Annotated in this window: 18 protein-coding genes; 11 read left to right on the forward strand and 7 right to left on the reverse strand. The window is 70.8% G+C overall.

Translation table 11 applies throughout. The features are described 5' to 3' along the window. From ABD355_RS01590 to ABD355_RS01625, 8 genes are all read left to right on the forward strand, one after another. On the forward strand, nt 1-1,165 hold a 1,165-nt coding region (locus ABD355_RS01590; RefSeq protein WP_344398140.1), incomplete at its 5' end, for an alpha-amylase family protein. 25 nt (nt 1,166-1,190) lie between these two features. After that, nucleotides 1,191-2,915, forward strand: a complete 1,725-nt coding sequence (gene treS, locus ABD355_RS01595; protein ID WP_344398141.1) for a maltose alpha-D-glucosyltransferase — start codon at nt 1,191-1,193, stop codon at nt 2,913-2,915. Between the two features lie 22 nt (nt 2,916-2,937). Beyond that, the gene (locus ABD355_RS01600) at nt 2,938-4,299 is read left to right on the forward strand and encodes a maltokinase N-terminal cap-like domain-containing protein (RefSeq protein WP_344398142.1); all 1,362 of its coding nucleotides are present in this window, start codon (nt 2,938-2,940) and stop codon (nt 4,297-4,299) included. Nucleotides 4,300-4,303: 4 nt separating this feature from the next. Then, on the forward strand, nt 4,304-6,514 hold the full coding sequence (glgB, locus tag ABD355_RS01605; RefSeq protein ID WP_344398143.1) for a 1,4-alpha-glucan branching enzyme: 2,211 nt from the start codon (nt 4,304-4,306) through the stop codon (nt 6,512-6,514). A gap of 64 nt (nt 6,515-6,578) precedes the next feature. Then, entirely contained in the window at nt 6,579-7,667 is a 1,089-nt protein-coding gene (locus ABD355_RS01610; protein WP_344398145.1) for a glutamate--cysteine ligase 2, read from the forward strand. A 124-nt stretch (nt 7,668-7,791) separates the two neighbouring features. After that, on the forward strand, nt 7,792-9,699 hold the full coding sequence (locus ABD355_RS01615) for an AMP-dependent synthetase/ligase (protein WP_344398146.1): 1,908 nt from the start codon (nt 7,792-7,794) through the stop codon (nt 9,697-9,699). Between the two features lie 234 nt (nt 9,700-9,933). Next, on the forward strand, nt 9,934-11,307 hold the full coding sequence (locus ABD355_RS01620) for an NAD(P)/FAD-dependent oxidoreductase (RefSeq protein WP_344398147.1): 1,374 nt from the start codon (nt 9,934-9,936) through the stop codon (nt 11,305-11,307). A 79-nt stretch (nt 11,308-11,386) separates the two neighbouring features. Beyond that, complete coding sequence (locus ABD355_RS01625) at nt 11,387-13,630, forward strand: FUSC family protein (protein WP_344398149.1); 2,244 nt, start codon at nt 11,387-11,389, stop codon at nt 13,628-13,630. A gap of 11 nt (nt 13,631-13,641) precedes the next feature. Here the strand turns inward: ABD355_RS01625 and ABD355_RS01630 are convergent, their stop codons facing one another. The 5 genes from ABD355_RS01630 to ABD355_RS01650 all read right to left on the reverse strand — a co-directional run bounded on the left by ABD355_RS01630 (nt 13,642) and on the right by ABD355_RS01650 (nt 16,768). Beyond that, nucleotides 13,642-14,073 carry a hypothetical protein gene (locus tag ABD355_RS01630; protein ID WP_344398150.1) on the reverse strand — a complete coding sequence of 144 codons (432 nt, stop codon included), beginning with the start codon at nt 14,071-14,073 and terminating at the stop codon, nt 13,642-13,644. Between the two features lie 28 nt (nt 14,074-14,101). After that, nucleotides 14,102-14,941, reverse strand: coding sequence for a DUF1206 domain-containing protein (locus ABD355_RS01635; RefSeq protein WP_344398151.1), 840 nt, complete (start codon nt 14,939-14,941; stop codon nt 14,102-14,104). A gap of 100 nt (nt 14,942-15,041) precedes the next feature. Then, nucleotides 15,042-15,275: a DUF5133 domain-containing protein gene (locus ABD355_RS01640; protein ID WP_344398152.1), complete on the reverse strand. Its 234-nt coding sequence runs from the start codon at nt 15,273-15,275 to the stop codon at nt 15,042-15,044. 26 nt (nt 15,276-15,301) lie between these two features. After that, a complete protein-coding gene (locus ABD355_RS01645; protein ID WP_344398153.1) occupies nt 15,302-16,150 on the reverse strand; it encodes a SigB/SigF/SigG family RNA polymerase sigma factor in 849 nt (282 codons plus the stop codon). A gap of 174 nt (nt 16,151-16,324) precedes the next feature. Further along, nucleotides 16,325-16,768: an ATP-binding protein gene (locus ABD355_RS01650; protein ID WP_344398154.1), complete on the reverse strand. Its 444-nt coding sequence runs from the start codon at nt 16,766-16,768 to the stop codon at nt 16,325-16,327. Between the two features lie 261 nt (nt 16,769-17,029). On the opposite strand from ABD355_RS01650, the gene ABD355_RS01655 reads away from it, so the two are divergent. From ABD355_RS01655 to ABD355_RS01665, 3 genes are all read left to right on the forward strand, one after another. Then, a complete protein-coding gene (locus ABD355_RS01655) occupies nt 17,030-17,242 on the forward strand; it encodes a hypothetical protein (RefSeq protein WP_344398155.1) in 213 nt (70 codons plus the stop codon). An 87-nt stretch (nt 17,243-17,329) separates the two neighbouring features. Then, complete coding sequence (locus ABD355_RS01660; protein WP_344398157.1) at nt 17,330-18,817, forward strand: aminotransferase class I/II-fold pyridoxal phosphate-dependent enzyme; 1,488 nt, start codon at nt 17,330-17,332, stop codon at nt 18,815-18,817. 267 nt (nt 18,818-19,084) lie between these two features. Next, complete coding sequence (locus tag ABD355_RS01665) at nt 19,085-19,540, forward strand: cyclic nucleotide-binding domain-containing protein (RefSeq protein ID WP_344398158.1); 456 nt, start codon at nt 19,085-19,087, stop codon at nt 19,538-19,540. Nucleotides 19,541-19,602: 62 nt separating this feature from the next. Here ABD355_RS01665 and ABD355_RS01670 read toward each other — a convergent pair whose 3' ends face one another. Further along, entirely contained in the window at nt 19,603-20,901 is a 1,299-nt protein-coding gene (locus ABD355_RS01670) for an MFS transporter (protein ID WP_344398159.1), read from the reverse strand. 108 nt (nt 20,902-21,009) lie between these two features. Beyond that, nucleotides 21,010-21,624 carry a LysE/ArgO family amino acid transporter gene (locus ABD355_RS01675; protein WP_344398160.1) on the reverse strand — a complete coding sequence of 205 codons (615 nt, stop codon included), beginning with the start codon at nt 21,622-21,624 and terminating at the stop codon, nt 21,010-21,012. Nucleotides 21,625-21,688 lie beyond the last annotated feature (64 nt).

Genomic DNA, 21,688 nt, shown 5'->3' on the forward strand with positions numbered 1-21,688 from the left:
GCCCTGGGCCATCGGCTCCCCCGAAGGCGGCCACGACACCGTCCACCCCCAGCTCGGCACCCTGGAGGACTTCGCCTGGTTCGTCCGCCAGGCCGCCCAGCATGGCCTGGAAGTGGCCCTGGACTTCGCCCTGCAGTGCTCCCCCGACCACCCCTGGGTCCACAAACACCCCGAGTGGTTCCACCACCGCCCCGACGGCACCATCGCCTACGCCGAGAACCCGCCCAAGAAGTACCAGGACATCTACCCCATCGCCTTCGACGCCGACCTCGACGGCCTGATCACCGAAACCCTGCGGGTCCTCAGGCTGTGGATGGACCTGGGCGTGCGGATCTTCCGCGTCGACAACCCCCACACCAAACCCGTCCTCTTCTGGGAGAAGGTCATCGCGGAGATCAACACCTCCGACCCCGACGTGATCTTCCTGGCCGAGGCCTTCACCCGCCCCGCCATGATGCACACCCTGGCCCAGATCGGCTTCCAGCAGTCCTACACCTACTACACCTGGCGCACCACCAAACAGGAACTCACCGACTACCTCACCGAACTGTCCGGCGAGGCAGCCGCCTACATGCGCCCCAACTTCTTCGTCAACACCCCCGACATCCTCCACGCCTTCCTGCAGCACGGCGGCCGCCCCGCCTTCGAACTCCGCGCAATCCTGGCCGCCACCCTCTCCCCCACCTGGGGCATCTACTCCGGCTACGAACTGTGCGAGAACACCCCCCTGCGCGAGGGCAGCGAGGAATACCTCGACTCCGAGAAGTACCAGCTGCGCCCCCGCGACTGGGACAAGGCCGAACGCGAAGGCCGCACCATCACCCCCCTCATCACCCGGCTCAACGCCATCCGGCGGCGTCATCCCGCTCTTCAGCGCCTCAGGAACCTACGCTTCCACCACACCGACAACGACATGGTCATCGCGTACAGCAAGACCACGGGCCGGGACACGGTCCTCGTCGTCGTCAACCTCGACCCGCACCACACCCAGGAGGCCACGGTCTCGTTGGACATGCCGCGACTCGGTCTGGAGTGGCACGCATTCATGTCCGCGCACGACGAACTGACGGGTGAGACCTATCACTGGGGCAGAACCAACTATGTGCGCCTGGATCCCGGGCGGGCCCCGGCACACGTGCTCCACGTCCAGCAGTCGTCCGCGTAGCCACCGATCGGAGATTCAGAGCGACATGACTGTCAACCAGCCCGTCCCGGACACCTTCGAGGACACTCCCGCCAAGGACCGGGACCCGGAGTGGTTCAAGCGTGCCGTCTTCTACGAGGTCCTCGTCCGTTCCTTCCAGGACAGCAACGGCGACGGCATCGGCGACCTCAAGGGCATCACCGTCAAGCTCGACTATCTGCAGTGGCTGGGCGTCGACTGCCTGTGGCTGCCGCCCTTCTTCAAGTCACCGCTCCGCGACGGCGGCTACGACGTCTCCGACTACACCTCGGTCCTGCCCGAATTCGGCGACCTCGCCGACTTCGTCGAATTCGTCGACGCCGCCCACCAGCGCGGCATGCGCGTCATCATCGACTTCGTCATGAACCACACCAGCGACCAGCACCCGTGGTTCCAGGAGTCGAGAAAGGACCCCGACGGCCCCTACGGCGACTACTACATGTGGGCCGACGACGACAAGCAGTATGCCGACGCGCGGATCATCTTCGTCGACACCGAGGTCTCCAACTGGACCTTCGATCCGGTCCGCGGGCAGTACTTCTTCCACCGCTTCTTCTCCCACCAGCCGGACCTCAACTACGAGAACCCGGCGGTCCAGGAGGAGATCCTGGCCGCCCTGCGCTTCTGGCTGGACCTGGGAATCGACGGCTTCCGCCTTGACGCCGTGCCCTATCTGTACGCGGCCGAGGGCACCAACTGCGAGAACCTGCCCGCCACCCATGCGTTCCTGAGGCGGGTCCGCCGGGAGATCGACGCGATGTATCCGGACACCGTGCTGCTGGCCGAGGCCAACCAGTGGCCGGAGGACGTCGTCGACTACTTCGGCGACTACCAGAACGGCGGCGACGAATGCCACATGGCATTCCACTTCCCCGTCATGCCTCGCATCTTCATGGCGGTACGACGGGAATCCCGCTACCCCGTCTCGGAAATCCTCGCCAAGACCCCCGCCATCCCCGCGGGCTGCCAGTGGGGCATCTTCCTGCGCAACCACGACGAGCTGACCCTGGAAATGGTCACCGACGAGGAACGCGACTACATGTGGGCGGAGTACGCGAAAGACCCGCGTATGCGCGCCAACATCGGCATCAGGCGCCGGCTCGCCCCGCTTCTGGACAACGACGAGAACCAGATCGAGCTCTTCACCGCCCTGCTCCTGTCGCTTCCCGGCTCGCCGATCCTCTACTACGGCGACGAGATCGGCATGGGCGACAACATCTGGCTCGGCGACCGGGACGCCGTACGCACCCCGATGCAGTGGACACCCGACCGGAACTCGGGCTTCTCGTCCTGCGATCCGGGACGGCTGTTCCTGCCGACCATCATGGACCCCGTCTACGGCTACCAGGTCACCAACGTCGAGGCGTCGATGTCCGACCCGTCCTCGCTGCTGCACTGGACCCGCCGGATGATCGAGATCCGCAAGCAGAACCCGGCCTTCGGTCTCGGGTCCTTCACGGAACTCCAGTCCTCCAACCCGGCGGTGCTGGCCTTCCTGCGGGAGTACGGCGACGACCTGGTGCTGTGCGTGAACAACTTCTCCCGGTTCGCGCAGCCCACCGAACTCGATCTGCGGGCCTACGACGGGCGCCACCCCGTGGAGCTCATCGGTGGGGTGCGCTTCCCTGCCATCGGTGAGCTGCCGTACCTGCTGACCCTCGCCGGCCACGGCTTCTACTGGTTCCGGCTCACCCGAGTCGCATCCCGCATCGGCCGCCGCCCTCGAGCGTGAGGCGAGGAAAGGACGCGTCACCATGGCGAAGACCGCATCGCTCCGCCCCAGACCCAGCCTCGCCGCCGGGCCCATGGCCTCGCTCGCCGGGCTGCTGCGCGAGTGGCTGCCGCGGCAGCGCTGGTTCGCGGGCAAGGACCGGCCCGTCACGGACCTCGGACTGCTGTCCATGACGGAGCTGTTCCCCGGCTGTCTGCACCTGCTGGTGCACACCGGTCAGAGCGGCTTGCCCGCGCCCAGCGGCGCCACGCCGGCCGGTGACTGCTACCAGTTGCTGCTCGGCGTGCGCCGGCACGTGTCGCCGAGGCTCGGACGGGCCCTGATCGGCAGGGCGGAGGAGGGCCCGCTGGCCGGTCTGACGGTGTACGACGCGCTGCAGGATCCCCGTTCGGCGCAACTGCTCCTGGAGCGGCTGCGGCAGCCCGGTGCGGCGGGCCCGCTGCGCTTCGAGGCCGATCCGTCCGCGCATGTGCCCGCCGGGCTGGTGCCGCGGGTGCTGGAGGCCGAGCAGTCCAACTCCTCCCTGGTGTACGGCGACGAGTTCATCCTGAAGGTGTTCCGGCGGGTGCAGCCCGGTATCAACCCCGACCTGGAGGTGCCGAGCGCGCTGGCCGCGCAGGGCTGCGGACGGGTGCCGGCGCCGGTGGCGTGGTTCCGTACGACGCATCCGCAGCAGGCGACACTCGGGGTGCTGCAGCCGTTTCTGCCCGATGCCTCCGACGGCTGGGCGCTGGCCCTGCAGGCGCTCGCCGCCGGCGACGAGTTCACCGTGCAGGCCCGCGAGCTGGGGCGGGCCACCGCGGAGGTGCACCTCGCGCTGGCGGCCGCCTTCCCGGCCGGGGCACACGACGAGAGCGTGCGGACGGCCGCGGCCATGACCGAGCGCCTGGACGCCGCGGCCCACTGCGTACCGGCGCTGCGCCCGTACGTGCCCCGGCTGCGCACCGCTTTCGGCGCACTCGTCGCCTGCGATCCGGGGCCGCCCGCCCAGCGCATCCACGGCGACCTGCACCTGGGGCAGGTGCTGCGGGCCGGCCGGGACTGGTTCGTCATCGACTTCGAGGGGGAGCCGTCCCGCCCACTCGCCGAGCGGCGCAGTACCCAGTCCCCGGTGCGGGACATCGCGGGCATGCTGCGCTCCTTCGACTACGCCGCCCGCCAGCGCCGCCCGTGGCGCCCGGAGTGGGCGCGCCGCTGCCGCGAGGCCTACTGCGCGGGCTATGCCGAGCGGGCCGGCTGGGACCCGCGCAAGAAGCACGGACTGCTGCGTGCCTATGAGACCGATCGAGCCGTGTACGAGGTCCTGTACGAAGCCCGGCACCGGCCGGACTGGCTCCCCGTACCGATGGCGGCGATCGAGCGTCTCGCCGTAAGAGGAGGCTGAACCCGTGGCCCTGCGTGACACCTCGCTCCCCGAGCGGTCCGGACCGCTCACCGTCGCATGCACGACCGCGCCTGCCCTGGATCCCGGCGAACGCGAACGTCTGCTCACCGGCCGGCACCACGACCCGCACGCGTTGCTGGGTGCCCACCCGGTCCCGGGCGGCATCGTCTTCCGGGCGCTGCGGCCCTACGCCCGCGCGGTGAGCGTCGTCGTCGACGGGAAGCGGGCGAAGCTGACCTCTGAGGGTGACGGCCTGTTCTCAGGCGTACTGCCCCTGGAGGCGATCCCGGCGTACACGCTGGCGGTGACGTACGCGGACGGTGAGCACGAGACGGCCGACCCGTACCGTTTCCTGCCCGCCCTCGGTGAACTGGACCTTCATCTGATCCGCGAGGGCCGGCACGAGCAGCTGTGGAAGGCGCTCGGCGCCGAGCCCATGGAGCACGAGGGCGTGACCGGCACCCGGTTCACGGTGTGGGCGCCGAACGCCCAGGGGGTCCGGGTCGCCGGGGACTTCACCTGCTGGGACGGGACAGCCCTGCCGATGCGGTCCCTGGGCGCCTCGGGGGTGTGGGAGCTGTTCGTGCCCGGCATCGGGGAGGGCGCGCTGTACAAGTTCGAGATCACCTCCCGCTACGGCGGCCGTTTCCTCAAGGCCGACCCCATGGCGCGGTACGCGCAGGTCCCGCCGGACACGGCGTCGGTCGTGCACGCCTCGCACTACGAGTGGGGCGACGACGAGTGGATGGCGCACCGCGGTGACCTCCCGGTGCACGAGGCACCCTTCTCGGTCTACGAGATCCACCTCCCCTCCTGGCGGCACGGGCTGACCTACCGTCAGCTCGCCGAGCAGCTGCCGCCGTACGTGAGCGGTCTGGGATTCACCCACGTGGAGTTCATGCCGGTCGCCCAGCACCCCTTCGCCGGTTCCTGGGGCTACCAGGTCACCGGCTTCTATGCGCCGATGTCACGGCTGGGTACGCCCGACGACTTCAAGTACCTCATCGACGCCCTGCACCGGGCCGGCATCGGCGTGATCATGGACTGGGTGCCCGCCCACTTCCCCAAGGACGACTGGGCGCTGGCGCGGTTCGACGGGGATCCGCTGTACGAACCGGGGGACTCGCGGCGGGCCGAGCACCCGGACTGGGGTACCTACGAGTTCGACTTCGGTCGCATCGAGGTGCGCAACTTCCTGGTGGCGAACGCTGTCTACTGGTGCGAAGAGTTCCACATCGACGGTCTGCGGGTGGACGCCGTCGCCTCCATGCTCTACCTGGACTACTCGCGCGACTCGGGCCAGTGGACGCCGAACGTGCACGGCGGGCGCGAGGACCTGGACGCGGTGGCGTTCCTGCAGGAGATGAACGCGACCGTGTACCGCCGGGCACCGGGCGTGGTGACCATCGCGGAGGAGTCCACGGCGTGGGACGGGGTCACCCGCCCCACCGACAGCGGCGGGCTGGGCTTCGGCCTGAAGTGGAACATGGGCTGGATGCACGACTCCCTCGGCTACATGGAGCACGAGTCGGTGCACCGCAAGTACCACCACAACGAGATGACCTTCTCGATGGTGTACGCCTACAGCGAGAACTACGTCCTGCCCATCTCGCACGACGAGGTGGTGCACGGCAAGCAGGCACTGGTGTCGAAGATGCCGGGCGACTGGTGGCAGCGACGGGCCAACCACCGGGCGTACCTGGGGTTCATGTGGGCCCACCCGGGCAAGCAGCTGCTGTTCATGGGGCAGGAGTTCGCCCAGGGCTCCGAATGGTCCCAGGAGCACGGGCCGGACTGGTGGCTGGTCGATCCCGGCTACGGCGCCGAGCCCGACCACCGCGGGGTCCGCGACCTGGTGCGCGACCTCAACGCCGTCTACCGCCGCACCCCTGCGCTGTGGCAGCAGGACACCCGGCCCTGCGGCTTCCAGTGGGTGATGGGGGACGCCGCCGAGGACAACGTCTTCGCGTTCCTGCGGTTCGCCGCCGACGGCAGCCCGCTGCTCGCGGTCTCCAACTTCTCCCCCGTCGTGCGCCACGACTACCGCCTCTGGGCGCCGGACGAGGTCCCCGCCTGGCGGGAGATCCTCAACACCGACGCCCTGCGCTACGGCGGCAGTGACGTCACCAACCCCGACGACGTCAAGGTGGAGGAGGGGAGGATCACGCTCACCCTGCCGCCGCTCGCCACGATCTGGCTGACTCCGCTGCTGTGACCGGCCAGGCGGGGTACCCGGTGCTCGTCGTAGCCGCAGCCCGGCCACAGAAAGGCGGTCTCACGTGCGCACCGTCGGAGTGGAGGAGGAACTCCTCCTGGTGGACCCGGAGACGGGCGAGCCCAAGGCGCTGTCCGCCGCCGTGCTCGCCCGTGCGGCGCGGGACGACACGTGCGAGGGCGTGTTCGAGAAAGAGCTGTACAACCAGATGCTGGAGTTCAACACGCATCCCCAGGCCGACATGGCGGACCTGAACGAGGAGATCGTGCGCTGTCGCCGGGAGGCCGCCCGGCACGCCGGGGAGATCGGGTGCACGGTGGCCGCGCTCGCCACCTCACCCCTGCCCGTCAGCCCCACCGTCACCAGGGGAAGCCGCTACCAGTGGATGGAGGAGCAGTACGGCATCGCCGTTCAGCAGCAACTCGTGCTCGGCTGCCACGTCCATGTGTCCGTCGACTCCGACGAGGAGGGCGTGGCGGTCCTCGACCGCATCCGGCCCTGGCTGCCGGTGATCTCTGCGCTCAGTGCCAACTCCCCCTTCTGGCAGGGCAGGGACACCCGCTACAACAGCTATCGCAGCCGGGTGTGGCAGCGCTGGCCGTCGGCCGGACCCACCGAGGTCTTCGGCTCGGCCGAGCGCTATCACGGCCGGGTGGCGGACATGGTCGCGAGCGGGGTGATCCTCGACAAGGGAATGATCTACTTCGACGCGCGTCTGTCTCAGCAGTACCCGACCGTCGAGGTCCGGGTCGCGGACGTCTGCCTGCACGCCGGTACGGCGGCCCTTGTCGCCACGCTGACCCGGGGGCTCGTGGAGACCGCCGCCCGCGAGGGGTGGGACGGCCACCCGCCCCTCGACCACAGTGTCAGCCTGCTGAGGCTGGCCGCCTGGCAGGCCGCGCGCTCCGGTCTCACCGACGAGCTGCTGCACCCCGTGACCATGCGGCGGCAGTCCGCCGAGAGCGTGGTGCGGGCGCTGCTGGAACACATCGGCGGCGCGCTCGCCGATACCGGCGACCTGGAGCGTGCCCGGGAGACCTGCGTCCGGCTGCTCAAGGGCGGCACCGGCGCACAGGTTCAGCGTGAACTCCTGGCACGCAACGGCAATCTGCGGGAAGTCGTCACGGGCTGCGTGCGCCACACCCAGGCCTGATCATCACGGATCCGCAACTTCGCAGGTTCCGGTCACCATCCGAACCCACCTGGGCTAGATTCGAGCACCGTCGACAACGGAACTCGTCGGCATGGTCACCCTCCGTACAGCTCAGGAGCAGCGCATGCGCGACTTCGCCCTCGCTCCCCCCACCGTCTCGCCCCTGACCGGCGGACTGGCCGACACCGTCTTCGACACGGCAGCCCTCAATCCCACCCTGCCGATGCTGGCGCGCCGCCCCACCCCGTCCTCCGCCACCTGGGAGGAGCTGACCGCCGTTGAGGTGCGGGACGAGGTGGTGGATCTGGCCAAGGGGCTGGTCGCGTCCGGCATTTCGCCGGGGCACCGCGTCGCGATCATGGCGCGGACCCGGTACGAGTGGACCGTGCTCAGCCACGCCCTGTGGGCGGTCGGTGCCGAGGTCGTACCGCTGTATCCGACGTCCTCGCGCGATCAGGTGGAGTGGGTGCTGCGGGACGCCGGCTGCGTGGCCGTGGTGGTGGAGGACGAGCAGGCGGTGATGACGGTCGGCTCCGTGTGCGGGTCACTGCCGCTGCTGCGCCACGTCTGGCAGTTGGACGCGGGGGCGCTGGGCGACCTTCGGGAGCGCGGCAGGTTCATCCCGCTGGCCACGGTCGACTCGCTGCGCCGCATCGTGCTGCCGGACTCCACGGCGGCCATCAGCTACACCTCCGGCACCACGGGCCGGGCGCTGGGCTGTGCGCTCAGCCATCGCAACCTGGCGAGCGCCTGCGACACCCTGCTGACGGGCTGGGGGCACACCGTGATCCCGCCGGGCGAGCAGCAGGCCTCGGTGCTCGCCTTCCTGCCCTTCTCGCACGTCTACGGCCTTCTGGTGCAGACCCTGTGCATTCGCGGCGGCATGGTGATGGCGCACGAGCCCGACATGAGCGAGGAAGCGCTCTCCGCGTCCCTGCTGTCCTTCCGGCCCACCTATCTGTGCGCGGTTCCCTCGCTCCTGGAGAAGATCTACAAGAACTTCCTGCGTGTCGCCCAGGAGGCGGGCCGCGGGGCGCTGTTCGAGCGGGCCGCGGACACGGCGAGGGACTTCGCCGCGGCGCTGGAGCGGCAGCGGCTGGGCGGCGGTTCGGGGCCCGGTTTCGATCTGCGGCTGCAACACGCCCTGTTCGAGCGGACGGTGTACCGCAAGCTGCGCGCCGCGATCGGCGGCCGGGTGATGCGGGCGACGTCCGGCGGCTCGCCCCTCAGCCGTGAACTGACCCTCTTCTACGAGGGCATCGGGATCTATGTGAACGACGGGTACGGCCTGACGGAGGCCGCCGGTGGCGTCACGGCGCAGCCGCTGGGCCGGGAGCTGTCGGGAACCGTCGGTCAGGCGCTGCCGGGCAACGAGATCGCCGTGGCCGAGGACGGCGAGATCCTGGTCCGCGGCCCCTCGGTGTTCCAGGGCTACATCAACGCCGAGGCGGCGACGCGGTCCGTGCTGCGCGGCGGCTGGCTGGCCACCGGCGACCTCGGGCGGATCGACGCGCAGGGCTATCTGACGATCACCGGCCGCAAGAAGGACATCATCGTCACCAGCAGCGGCAAGAACGTCGCCCCGGCCGCCCTGGAACAGCGGTTGAGGATGCATCCGCTGATCCACCAGGCGGTCGTCGTCGGCGACAACCGGCCCTGCGTGGGGGCGCTGATCACCCTGGACCCGAAGTTCCTGGCGTACTGGCGCGGTTCCCTGTCCCTGCAGAGCGACATGCCGAGCCGGGAGGCCCGCGAGGAGAATGCGCTGCGCGAGGAGATCGGTCGGGCCGTGGCCGCGGCCAACAGCGCCGTCTCGCGCTCGGAGTCGATCCGGGTCTTCCGGGTGCTGCCGGAGCAGTTCGACATGTCCAACGGGCTCATGACGCCGTCCATGAAGCTGCGCCGGGACGCGATCGTGCGGCACTACGCGTTCGAGATCGACGCGATGTACCAGGCACGCACCCGCGCTCCCCGGCAGCCCGTGCCCGACGAACTGTCGAGCTGGGACGAGGCCGACAACGTGTTCCGCTGACCACTGGCTGAACACAATCCCGCCACTTTCTGTGCCGCACGTGATCCAAAAGGTTCACTCCTGACCAGTGCGTTTCGGCACGCGGACGGGCATGGTGGTGCTCGACGCGTTCGTCTGCCTGCCGCACCCAGCTGGCGGAACGGCTGAGGCCACGGTGGGATCGATGTGGTGCAAGCAGCGATCCAGGGCATGCGAAGGGCGTTGGATGCAGACCGCCTGGAGCCGCAGAGAGGGATGGACACCGTGACACGACCCAGGATCCTGGTGGTTGGCGCAGGTTTCGCCGGCGTGGAGTGCGTACGCCGGCTGGAGCGGAAACTCGCGCCCGACGAAGCGGACGTCACACTGGTGACGCCGTTCGCCTACCAGCTCTATCTGCCGCTGCTGCCCCAGGTCGCCTCCGGCGTGCTGACGCCCCAGTCGATCGCGGTCTCGCTGCGGCGCAGCAAGAAGTACCGCACCCGGATCATTCCGGGCGGGGCCATCGGCGTCGACCTGAAGGCCAAGGTCTGCGTCGTCCGCACGATCACCGACCAGATCGTCAACGAGCCCTACGACTACATCGTGCTGGCCCCCGGCAGCATCACCCGCACCTTCGACATCCCGGGCCTCACCGATCACGCGTACGGCATGAAGACCCTGGCCGAGGCCGCCTACATCCGCGACCACGTCATCTCCCAGCTCGACCTGGCCGACGCCAGCGACGACCCGGCGGAGCGCGCCTCGCGCCTGCAGTTCGTGGTGGTCGGCGGCGGATACGCCGGCACCGAGACCGCCGCCTGTCTGCAGAAGCTGACGCACGCCGCGGTCAAGCGCTACCCGCGCATCGACCCGGCGCTGATCAAGTGGCATCTCATCGACATCGCCCCGAAGCTGATGCCGGAGCTGGGCGACAAGCTCGGCCGCAGTGCGCAGGAGATCCTGAAGCGGCGCGGCATCGAGGTCTCGCTGGGCGTCTCCATCGAGAAGGCGGGTCCCGAGGAGGTCACCTTCACCGACGGCCGGGTGGTGCCCACCCGCACCCTGATCTGGACCGCGGGTGTCGTCGCGAGCCCCCTCATCGCCACGCTCGGCGCGGAGACCGTGCGGGGCCGGCTCGCGGTCAACGCCGAGATGCAGCTGCCGGGCCACGACGGCGTGTTCGCGCTCGGCGACGCCGCCGCGGTGCCCGACAGGGCCAAGGACGACGCGGCGGCGGTGTGCCCGCCCACCGCGCAGCACGCGATGCGGCAGGGCAAGAAGGTCGCCGACAACGTCATCGCGACCCTGCGCAACCAGCCCCTGACGCCCTACGTCCACAAGGACCTCGGTCTGGTCGTGGACCTCGGCGGCACGGACGCCGTCTCCAAGCCGCTCGGCATCGAACTGCGCGGCCTGCCCGCCCAGGTCGCGGCCCGCGGCTACCACTGGGCGGCACTGCGCACCAACGTCGCCAAGGTCCGCGTCGCCACGAACTGGACGCTCAACGCGATCGCCGGCGACGACTTCGTCCGCACCGGCTTCCAGGCCCGCAAGCCGGCCAAACTGCACGACTTCGAGTACACCAACGCCTATCTGACGCCGGACGAGGTGCGGGCGCACGTCGAGGGAACGGACCGCAGGGAGTGAGACGGGTGGCGCCGCTCCGGTCGCGCCGTGTCATGCTGAGATCCGGATCATGACGTGAAGCGGGAGTGAGTACGGCGGCGTGAGGGCAGCGGGAGGGTCGGTCCGGGCACGGCTGCGCGATCTCGTCGCGGCCTCCGATCCCGGGTTGCTGCGTCTGGCCGCGGGCCTGAGAACGGTCGGCGCCATCGCCCTCACGCTGGCCGTGCTCTCCGTGCTGGGCGCCGACGTGCGCCATCTGGTGGCGGGCGCCATCGCGGCGATGGTCTCCACCTTCGCCATCCGGGAGAAGCAGCGCGGCCGGCAGGCCGTCACGCTCGCGCTGGGTCTTGTGGTGGCGCTGGCCTCCGTGTCGCTGGGTGCGGTGCTGCACTCCCGGGTGGTGGGCGGCGACCTCTTCTTCGTCGCGCTCATCTTCTGCGCCGTCTACGCCCGCCGCTTCGGCGACCGCGGCACCGCGCTCGGGCTGATCGGCTTCCAGGTCTACTTCATGTCCCTGTTCGTCGGGGCCACCGTGTCGGCGCTGCCGCAGCTGTGGGGCGTCGTGGCCGTCGCCGTCGCCTCCAGTGCCGTGGTGCGCTTCGCGGTCGTGCCCGAGACGCCCGCGGGCATCCTGCAGCGGCTGAGGGAGGCCTTCCGCGCCCGGCTGGCGCAGCTGGTGACCGCGCAGCTCGCCCTTCTCGACGCCGGGCCGGACGAGATCGACAAGGCGCTTCAGGACGTGCGCGACGGCACCGCCCGGCTCAACGAGACCGCCATGATGATCCAGGGGCGGCTGGAGGAGGGCACCTCCGACCAGGCTGTGGCCAGGCTCGTGCAGCGCCGCATCGCGGACGCCGAGATCGCCGCCGAACGTCTCGGACTGCTGCTGCTGACCGCCCGCAGTGCCGAGCGGGCGGACACGCTGACCCTGCACCTGCCGGGCGCGCCCGTCCCGCCGGGCGGCCGGCTGCCCGTACAGGACGAGTCGACCGCGACCCTGCGCCGCGACCTGGAGGCACTGCGCCTGCTGGTCCTGCGACCCGTCTCCGAGGACCTGGGAACCGGTCTGGCGCGGCTGCGCAACCGGCTCCTCGGCTACCGCGACGAGGAGAACCTGCCGAAGGCCTCTCCCGCCGTACAGGACGTCTTCCGCGGTGTCGGCGAGGCCGCGCGTGCGGTGCTCGGGCTGCGGATCGCGCTCGGCGGCCCGCAGGACGAGTCGGACGACACCCCGTCGACGGCCCGCTCACGCGAGGAGCTGGACGCGGAGGACGCGGCGATCGACGCGGGCGAGGAGGCCGCCGAGGAGGCTCCGACGGGCCTTGAGCGGCCCACCACGCGCGCTGCCGTTCAGGTCGCGGTGGGATCGGCGCTGGCGATCGTCGGCGGCGAGTTCCTCTCCAGCCAGCGCTGGTACTGGGCGGTGCTGACCTGCTGGATCGTGTTCATCAACACCGCCTCGACCGGAGAGATCCTGGTCAAGGGCTACCGGCGGCTGCTGGGCACGGTGCTCGGAGTGGTGGCCGGTCTGCTGCTCGCGGGCCTGGTCGGGCACCACACGTGGACGGCGTTCGCGCTGGTGCTGCTGTGCGTGTTCGCGATGTTCTACACCGCCCCGCTGTCCTACACGCTGATGTCCTTCTTCGTCACCGCGGCGCTGGGCCTGCTATACACGCTGCTGCACACCTACAGCCTGTCGGTGCTGGTGCTGCGGGTGGAGGAGACGGCGCTGGGGGCGGCCTGCGGGATCATCGCGGCGGCGTTCGTCCTGCCGGTGCACACCGACCGCCGTACCAACGACCTCCTGGTCACCACCCTGGACCGGCTCGCCGATGTCACCGAGGCCGCCGTCGACCAGCTCAGCGGCGGGGAACCGGCCGAGCTGCTCGACAAGGCACGCGACCTCGACCAGGCGCTGGCCGATCTGCGCACCGCGACCCAGCCGCTCACCCACCCGGTCACTCCGCTGCGGGCCCGGCGCAACACCGTCCGCTATGTCGTCGCCCTGTTGGAGACCTGCGCGTACCACGCGCGTTCACTGGCCGCGATGGCCGAGCTGCTGCCGACGCATCCGTCGATCGCGGCGGATCCGCGGCTGCGGCGGGCCGGCAAGCGCATCCTCGGCAACATCGGGACGATCGCCGCGCGTGTCGCCGACGAGCGAGCCGCCGTCGAGGTCGAGACGGGGGCGAGCATCGCCTCCCTCCTGGAGTCCGACCTGCCCGGCGGCTCGCGCTACGGCCGCATCACCGACCGGGTGCTGCGCCATCTGCAGCGCCTGGACGAGGCGGTGGTGGGCCTGGCCCGGCCGCTGAAGGTGCCGGTGGCGACGCCGAAGCGGTGAGCGCCCCGCCCTCAGAAGTCGGTGGGCAGACCGCTCACCTCGGCGATGCCACGCAGCTCCTCGTCCTGGCGGTGCCGTTCCCGGATGTAGTCGGCGATCTCACCCAGCCGCACCGGGTCCGAGGCGGTGTCCGCATCGGTGATCACTCTGATCGGGCCGGTCCCCTCGAGGTCGATCTCGACGACCTCGTTGTCGAGCCGGCCGGTCACGGCGGCGGCGATGACCAGGGCGGCCTCGTCACGGACCTCCTGGGACAGCCCCTCCCCGTGGTCCTCGCCGAGCGCGAAGTCCACGGAGGGCATGCGCTGTTCCTCGATCGCCCGCAGGACCGGTTCGACCACGCCCAGCAGCTGCCGGAAGTCCTCCGTGTCCATCCGGGTGCGCAGGAGGCCGAGGTAGAGATCGACGGGCCGGTGCTCCGGTGGAAACTCGGATTCGCTCATCAGATCCGTGTTCCCCGTGTACCGCGAGTCAGACCCTGCGCCAGCGAGCCAGTGCGAACGAGAACAGCCCGAACAGGGCGAGACCGGCCGCGACGCAGGCCAGCAACGCCGGACCCAGTGGGGTGTGGGCGAACGAGCGCAGGGTGTCGTCGAGCCCTTTGGCCCGCTGCGGGTCGTAGTCAACTGCGGCGCGCACGGCGAAGACGCCCGCGGCGGCGAACACCAGGCCGCGCGCCGCGCCGCCGACCACGCCGGTGACGTCCACCAGCCGACGGGCCCAGGGGGTCATCTCACCGAGCTTGAGCTGCTTGCGGTAGTCGCGCCGTACCGCTTGTACGGCGATCCACACGCCCGCCACGATGATGCCGACCCCGGCCGCGCCCACGAGCCACTGCCCGCCGGGCAGGTCGAGGACCCTGGCCGTGACGTCACGGGACTGGGCGTCACTCGATCGGCTGCCGCCGCCGCGGGGGCCCGCGGCGAACGTCAGCACCGAGTAGGCCACCACCGCGTAGAAGACGCAGCGGACGACCGCGAGCAGCCGCTTTCGCGGCTTACGGCCCTTCGGGCCGACCGAGCCGAAGACGGCCTCCGACAGCCGCCACACCGCCATGCCGGCCAGCCCGAGGCCGAGCGCCCACAGCAGCACGGTGCCGAACGGCTGCCCGGCCAGCGTGGCGAGGGCGCCGCCGCGGTCCGCCTGCCGGCTGCTGTCGCCGAAGGCGATCTGCAGCGCCAGGACGCCCACCAGCAGATAGATGACCCCGCGGGCGGCGAGTCCCGCCCGGGCGGCGCCCTCGGTCACCGAGCCGCGCGCCGCCCGCTCGGCGCCGAGCCTGTGCGTCCGCGCCATGGCACTGGAGTTCACGGGCACCTCCCGGGCTCCGCGGGGCAGATGTGCTTCCCGATGACCGGGCCGTGCTCCGCCCGGCCGGCGACCTGGACGTCGACTTTTCCCATGCCTGGTGTCACCGGACCCCGATCTCCGGCGCCTCCGATCTCGGCGGGGGTGTGGTCGCGAGCAGCCGGTGGGCCGCTTCCAGGGCCCGTCCCACGTTGCGTGTGCCGGTCGACACGCACAGGGTGTAGGCCAGGTCCTCGACCCGTGGGCTCGCCCCGCCGCCGCGTTCGGCCTCCTCGGCGAGCGCGCTCTCGTACTCCTCGACAAGCCTGCGCAGGACGGCAGGATGAGGGATCAGCATCGGTCCTCCTCCTCGCTGCGGGCCGCTCAAGCCGCGGCCGCCCGCCCGTTGCTGCCCGCCTGCCCGAGCGCCTCGGCCCGCACCCGGGCGCAGCTGCGGCTGATGAGGCGCGAGACATGCATCTGGGAGATGCCGAACCGGTCGGCGATCCGGCTCTGTGTCATGTCCTCGAAGTAGCGCAGGTAGAGGATGGCGCGGTCGCGTTCGGGAAGGCGCCGCAGGCCTTCCTTGGCGGCCTCGCGGTCGATGACGACGTCGTACGCGGAGTCCGCCGCGCCGAGGGTGTCGGCGAGGCTGTAGCCGTCCTCGTCGCCGGAGAGTTCGGCGTCCAGCGACAGGGTGCTGAAGCTGTCGAGGGCTTCGAGGCCGGAGTTGACCTCGTCCTCGGTGAGCCCGGTGTGGGCGGCGATGTCGGCGGCGGAGGGTTCGGAGCTGCCCGGGGTCTGGGTCAGCTCGCGGCGGGCCACGCGCACCTTGTTGCGCAGTTCCTGGATGCGGCGGGGCACCCTGAGGGCCCACATCCGGTCCCGGAAGTGCCGCTTGACCTCGCCGGTGATGGTGGGCACGGCGTAGCTCTCGAAGGCTCCCCGCTCGGGGGCGTACCGGTCGATCGCCTTCACCAGGCCGAGTGCCGCGACCTGGCGGAGGTCCTCGATGGACTCGCCGCGGTCGCGGAAGCGGCCGGCGATCCGGTGGGCCATGGGCAGCCAGGCGGTGACGAGTTCGTCGCGGACCGCCTCCCGCTCGGGGCCGTCTTCGAGGGCGGCCAGGCGGAGGAAGAGGTCCGCCGTGTCGGGGGCGTCGTCGTGCCGCCGAGTGGGGGCGGTCGTCCGGGCCTGCGTGCCGGAAGTGCTGGTCGACATGTCGATAAGCATGCGGATTCGCTCCTGAACGAGGGTTTCAGGGACTACCGCGGGAACAGCCGCCGCCCGGACCGATGGAGGGCCCGGGACAGCCATGTGGCTCCCGCTGGCGCGCCTCCGGTCCGAAGCACGAACATCCGTATGCCCGGCGATCCTGGGAACAAACGCCGCCCCTCGTCGAGGCCTTCAGCGGAAGGCGACCACGGCGGTGATGCACTTCCCGCCGGCGGGCAGTTCCGACACGCGCACGTCCCGGGCCAGCCGGCACACGATGGGCCAGCCGTGGCCGCCGACGCGGTGCCGTCGCCGCGGATCCGGGGAAGGCCTCGTGACGGGCAGCCGGTCGCTGCGGTCGCTCACCGAGACGCGCACGCCCGTTCCGAGGACGTCGACGCGGAAGTCCGTGACGCCGCCGCCGTGCAGGATCGCATTGGTCGTCAGTTCGGTGGCGACGAGCAGGGCGTCCCCCAGAGCCTCCTCGTCGCAATCGGTGTGGGTGGCCCTGCAGCGTTCGGTGACTGCCCGCTCGACCGCCCTGCGCGCCTCGGCGGGTTTGCAGCAGCGCGGCGGTCCGGTCCGTTGCGCGCCCAGTCGCCCGAGGGCGGATTCGGTCCCGTGCTCCTCGCACATCGCCTGGCTCCCTGATTCGGTGAAGAACCGGCCTCCTCGTGCGGGGGAGGGAAGCCGGACCTGTCCTCACCCGCGGCCGCCGCAGTCCGGGCACGTACCGAGCGCCTCTCGGACACGGCTGCTTCCCCCGCCCGTCGGCAGCGATTCCGCTTTCCGCTGCGCGAGCACCGCAGGTCTCCTAGTTCGGCTCACCTGCGCGGGCCCCGCCAAACCTCCCGGCGGAAAGTACGTGCCCTGGCCATCGGGGGGTACGCGGATGTCATGACCGATGTCGTGGACTCAGACGAACTGCTGCGCCGCATCCAGCGTGCGCGGGCCTGCGCGCAGCAGGAGAAGCGCCGGTGGCGGGAGCAGGACGAGGGCCTGCGGGCGGACGAGCCGGAGGCGGCGCGCGAGGCCGCCGTACGGACGCTGGCCTACGAAGCCGTCCTCAGGGTGCTGGACGAGATCCTGACCCCGGGCAAAACCGGCTGACAGGGCCGGCGGACCGGGCGGGCTTTTGCCTCGACGGCTCGGTGTGCGCCCGATTGGCGGTGCCCGATGGCGGGAACCCGGGTGCGCATGACAGTCGATCACAGCCGAGCGCCCATTCTGGAAGCACTGGCCGAATACCACCGCCGCGGGCGGCTGGGGTTCACGCCTCCGGGCCACAAGCAGGCCCGCGGCGCCGATCCCGCCGTGCGGGAGGTGCTGGGTGATGCGGTGTTCCTGGGTGACGTGCTGGCATCGGGCGGGCTGGACGACCGGCTCACCCGAGGGCGGGTGCTGGTCCGCGCCGAGGAGCTGATGGCCGATGCCGTGCACGCCGAGCACACCTTCTTCACCACGTGCGGCAGTTCGCTGTCCGTCAAGGCGGCGATGCTGGCCGTCGCGGGACCGCACGAGAAGCTGCTGGTCGGCCGGGACGCCCACAAGTCGGTCGCGGCGGGGCTGATCCTGTCGGGCATCGAGCCCGTCTGGGTCGAGCCGCGCTGGGACCCGCAGCGCCACCTGGCGCATCCGCCGTCCCCGGACGACTTCGAGGCGGCCTTCGAGGCCCATCCCGACGCGAAGGGCGCGCTGGTCACCAGCCCGACGCCGTACGGCAGTTGCGCAGATCTGCAGTCGATCGCCGAGGTCTGCCACCGGCGCTCCGTGCCCCTCGTCGTGGACGAGGCCTGGGGGGCTCATCTGCCGTTCCATCCCGATCTGCCGACGTGGGCGATGGACGCCGGCGCGGACATCTGTGTGACGAGCATCCACAAGATGGGCAGCGGCCTGGAACAGGGCTCCGTCTTCCACCTCCGCGGCGACCTCGTCCCGCCGGAGCTGCTGAAGATGCGGGCCGACCTGCTGGGCAGCACCAGCCCCTCGGTACTGATCTACGCCGGACTCGACGGCTGGCGCCGCCAGATGGCCCTGCACGGCAGGGAGTTGATGGGCGGCGCACTGGACCTCGCGGCCGAGGTCCGTGCCGCCGTCGAGGAGATCGACGGGATGCACGTCAACGACCGGGAGGACTTCTGCGCTCCGGGCCTGGCCGACGACCTCGATCCGCTGCCGGTGATCATCGACATCAGTGGGCTGGACATCACGGGGTTCAGGGCCGCGGACTGGCTGCGCGAGCAGCGGGGCCTGGACGCCCATCTGGTGGACCACCGCCGCATCGGAGCGCAGATCACCCATGGCGACGACCGGCAGACGACGGGGGAACTGCTCGACGCGCTCAAGGACCTGGCCCGTGCCGCGCCGGGACTCGGGCCGGGCCCGCGGGTGGACGTGCCGTCGCCGTCCGAGCTGCGCCTGACGCAGGCCATGCTGCCCCGGGACGCCTTCTTCGGCCCCACGGAGAACGTGCCCACCGAGGATGCCGCAGGCCGTGTCGCAGCGGAGATGATCACGCCGTACCCGCCCGGGATCCCGGCGATGCTGCCCGGCGAGCGGCTCACCGAACCCGTGCTGCGGTATCTGCGCACCGGTCTGGAGGCGGGGATGTACCTGCCGGACCCCAGCGATCCGAAGCTCGAGACGATCAGGGTCGTGGCGGCCGGTGCAGAGCCCAAGGAGTGAAACCGGTCACGTGACCCGCTTCTGGGTGAGCAAAACGGCGGCAGATGGTTTACGGTTCATTCATACGTGGTGACGGAGTCGACCGTACCGTCCTCCGACGCCACCGCTTACGGCCCTGGCTGGCCTCCCCCGTCCAGCCAGGGCTTTTTCATGTCATGGCGGTTCTCGGCAGGAACTGCTGTCCGCCGAGGTGCTCGGGGCGCCGGCAGCGGCTGAAATGAGCGTAGGGAAAGCACCCGAACCGATCCCGGCGAGGAGCCCCGCGTCATGACCAAAGCAATAAAACTGCTGACCGCCCTTCCCCCGCCCCAGCGGCAGAGCCTGATGACGCTCGCGCAGGAGGTCTCCTTCCCGGAGGACACCCGGATCTTCGAGGCGGGCGGCAAAGCCGACCGCTTCTGGGTCATCCGCTCGGGGGCCGTCTCGCTCGACCAGCGGGTCAACTCGCTGCAGCGGGTGACCGTGGCGAGCCTCGGCTCGGGCGATCTGCTGGGCTGGTCCTGGCTGTTCCCGCCGCACGAATGGGACTTCGGCGCGGAAGCCTTCAGCCCCGTCCGCGCCTACGAGTTCGACGCGGCGGCGGTGCTGCGGCTGTGCGAGCAGGACACCCAGCTCGGACTCGCGCTGGTGCGCAGCGTCGCGGAGATCCTCGCGCACCGGCTGGAGATGACCCGGGGCAAGCTCATGGAACAGCACGCGGGCCGCGGACGCAGCGCGCTCTAGACCTTTTGCGGCAGATCAGGGCGGCTGCAGGGAACGGTGTGGTGCAGCCGCCCCGAGCGGGGTCAGATGCGGTAGCGGCGCAGTGCCGGGATCGCGGCGCTCAGGGTCAGCATCACGGCGACGACGAGGAGGCCACCGCCCGCCACGGCCGTGCGCGGGCCGAAGGCCGAGCCCGCGGTGCCGTGCAGGACGTCGGCCAGGCGCGGGCCGCCCGCGACGACGACCGTGAAGACGCCCTGCATACGGCCGCGCATCTCGTCGGTGGCGGCGGACAGCAGGATCGCCCCGCGGAAGACCATCGAGACCATGTCGGCGACTCCGGCCAGGGCCAGGAAGGCGGCCGCGACCCACAGGTTGCCGCTCAGCCCGAAGCCGGCGATCGCCGCGCCCCAGGCGACGACCGCGCCGATCACCATCCAGCCGTGCCGGCGGGCCCGGGAGAACGTGCCCGAGAACAGTCCCCCGAGCACCGCGCCGATGGGGATCGCCGCGAACAGCAGGCCGAGGGCGAGCCCCTCGCCGTAGGAGCCGTAGGTCTCGGCGGCGAGCTGGGGGAACAGGGCGCGGGGCATGCCGAGGACCATCGCGATGATGTCGGCGAGGAAGGACAGCAGCAGCACCTTGTGCCCGGAGATGTAGCGGAAGCCCTCCGCTATCTCCCGTACGCCCGCGCGTCGCTTCTCCGTGCCCGCCAGGGGCGGCAGGGAGGGCAGCTTGTAGACCGCCCACACCGTGACACAGAGAGCGAGGGCGTCGATCAGGTACAGCTCGGGCAGGCCGATGACCGGGATCAGGGCACCCGCGAGCAGCGGTCCGACCACCTGCCCCGTCTGCATGACGGTCGAGCCGAGCGCGTTGGCGGCGGGCAGCTGGCCCTCGGGGACCAGGCGGGCTATGGAGGCGTTGCGGGCGGGGGCGTTCAGGCCCCAGAACGCCTGCTGCATCGCGAGCAGCACCATCAGCGCGGTCACGGACTCGAGCCCCGTGAAGGCCTGGAGCCAGAACAGCAGCGAGGTGACGGCGATGCCGCTGTTGGTGATCAGGAGCAGCTTGCGGCGGTCCATGCTGTCGGCGACCGCGCCGCCCCACAGCGCGAACACGATCAGCGGCAGCAGCCCGGCGAGGCTCGCCGCGCCCACCCAGGCGGAGGAGCCGGTGATGTCGTAGATCTGCTTGGGCACGGCGACCGCGGTGAGCTGGCTGCCTACGGCCGTGACGATCGTCGAGGACCACAGCCGGCGGTAGGCCGGAATGCGCAGCGGCCGGGTGTCCATGGCCCACCGGCGCCAGCCGCGCCGAGGGGGGTCGGCCGCGACCGGGTCCGGTGTCTGCGGTTCGGTACTGCTCTCGCTGGTGTCCACGGGCTTCCTGGTTGCTCGATACATCTTTCGGGTCCGGGTTCACTATCCCAGTACCGTCCGGGAGTTCGGGACGCGCGATCTCAGCCTGTGGACTTCACACCACGGACTTCACGCCCTCGCAACGAGCATGCCGCCCAGGGCGAGCATCGTTGCGGCCACCAGTCCGTCCAGGATCCGCCAGGCCGCCGGCCGGGCCAGGAAGCGGCCGAGCCCGCGGGCGCCGAAGCCGAGCGCGGCGAACCAGCACAGGCTGGCGAGGGCGGCGCCGAGGCCGAACGTCCAGCGCAGCGAGCCGCGGTGGGCGGCGATGGAGCCGAGCAGGAACACGGTGTCGAGGTAGACGTGCGGGTTGAGCCACGTGAGCGCCAGGCAGGTGAGCACGGCCCGCCTGCGCGAGCCCGTCGTCTCCCCCTCGGTCCGCAGGGCGCCGCCCGGCTTCAGCACCCGGCGGGCGGCGAGGGCGCCGTAGCAGAGCAGGAAGGCGCCGCCGATCCAGCCGACCGCGGTGAGCGCCTGCGGGTAGGCGACCACCACCGCGCCCACGCCGCCGACGCCGAGTGCGATGAGGACGGCGTCGGACAGGGCGCAGATGCCGACGACGGCGAGGACCGCGTCGCGGCGGATCCCCTGGCGCAGGACGAAGGCGTTCTGGGCGCCGATGGCGACGATGAGTGAGAGGCCGGTGCCGAAGCCTGCGGCCGCGGCGGTCAGAGCATGGGTCATGGCAGGGACGCTACGGATCCGATCACTGCGCGTACAGCTAAAGATTCTTACGTATCATTAGCCG

This window comes from Streptomyces longisporus (genome assembly GCF_039532765.1).
Lineage (GTDB): Bacteria > Actinomycetota > Actinomycetes > Streptomycetales > Streptomycetaceae > Streptomyces > Streptomyces longisporus.

What these genes read in the sequence shown, in the direction of transcription:
- treS (WP_344398141.1), top strand. Translation starts at nt 1,191, where the DNA reads ATGACTGTCAACCAGCCCGTCCCGGACACCTTCGAGGACACTCCCGCC.
- ABD355_RS01600 (WP_344398142.1), top strand. Translation starts at nt 2,938, where the DNA reads ATGGCGAAGACCGCATCGCTCCGCCCCAGACCCAGCCTCGCCGCCGGG.
- ABD355_RS01615 (WP_344398146.1), top strand. Translation starts at nt 7,792, where the DNA reads ATGCGCGACTTCGCCCTCGCTCCCCCCACCGTCTCGCCCCTGACCGGC.
- ABD355_RS01620 (WP_344398147.1), top strand. Translation starts at nt 9,934, where the DNA reads ATGGACACCGTGACACGACCCAGGATCCTGGTGGTTGGCGCAGGTTTC.
- ABD355_RS01630 (WP_344398150.1), bottom strand. Translation starts at nt 14,073, where the DNA reads ATGAGCGAATCCGAGTTTCCACCGGAGCACCGGCCCGTCGATCTCTAC.
- ABD355_RS01640 (WP_344398152.1), bottom strand. Translation starts at nt 15,275, where the DNA reads ATGCTGATCCCTCATCCTGCCGTCCTGCGCAGGCTTGTCGAGGAGTAC.
- ABD355_RS01645 (WP_344398153.1), bottom strand. Translation starts at nt 16,150, where the DNA reads ATGCTTATCGACATGTCGACCAGCACTTCCGGCACGCAGGCCCGGACG.
- ABD355_RS01650 (WP_344398154.1), bottom strand. Translation starts at nt 16,768, where the DNA reads ATGTGCGAGGAGCACGGGACCGAATCCGCCCTCGGGCGACTGGGCGCG.
- ABD355_RS01655 (WP_344398155.1), top strand. Translation starts at nt 17,030, where the DNA reads ATGACCGATGTCGTGGACTCAGACGAACTGCTGCGCCGCATCCAGCGT.
- ABD355_RS01660 (WP_344398157.1), top strand. Translation starts at nt 17,330, where the DNA reads ATGACAGTCGATCACAGCCGAGCGCCCATTCTGGAAGCACTGGCCGAA.
- ABD355_RS01665 (WP_344398158.1), top strand. Translation starts at nt 19,085, where the DNA reads ATGACCAAAGCAATAAAACTGCTGACCGCCCTTCCCCCGCCCCAGCGG.
- ABD355_RS01675 (WP_344398160.1), bottom strand. Translation starts at nt 21,624, where the DNA reads ATGACCCATGCTCTGACCGCCGCGGCCGCAGGCTTCGGCACCGGCCTC.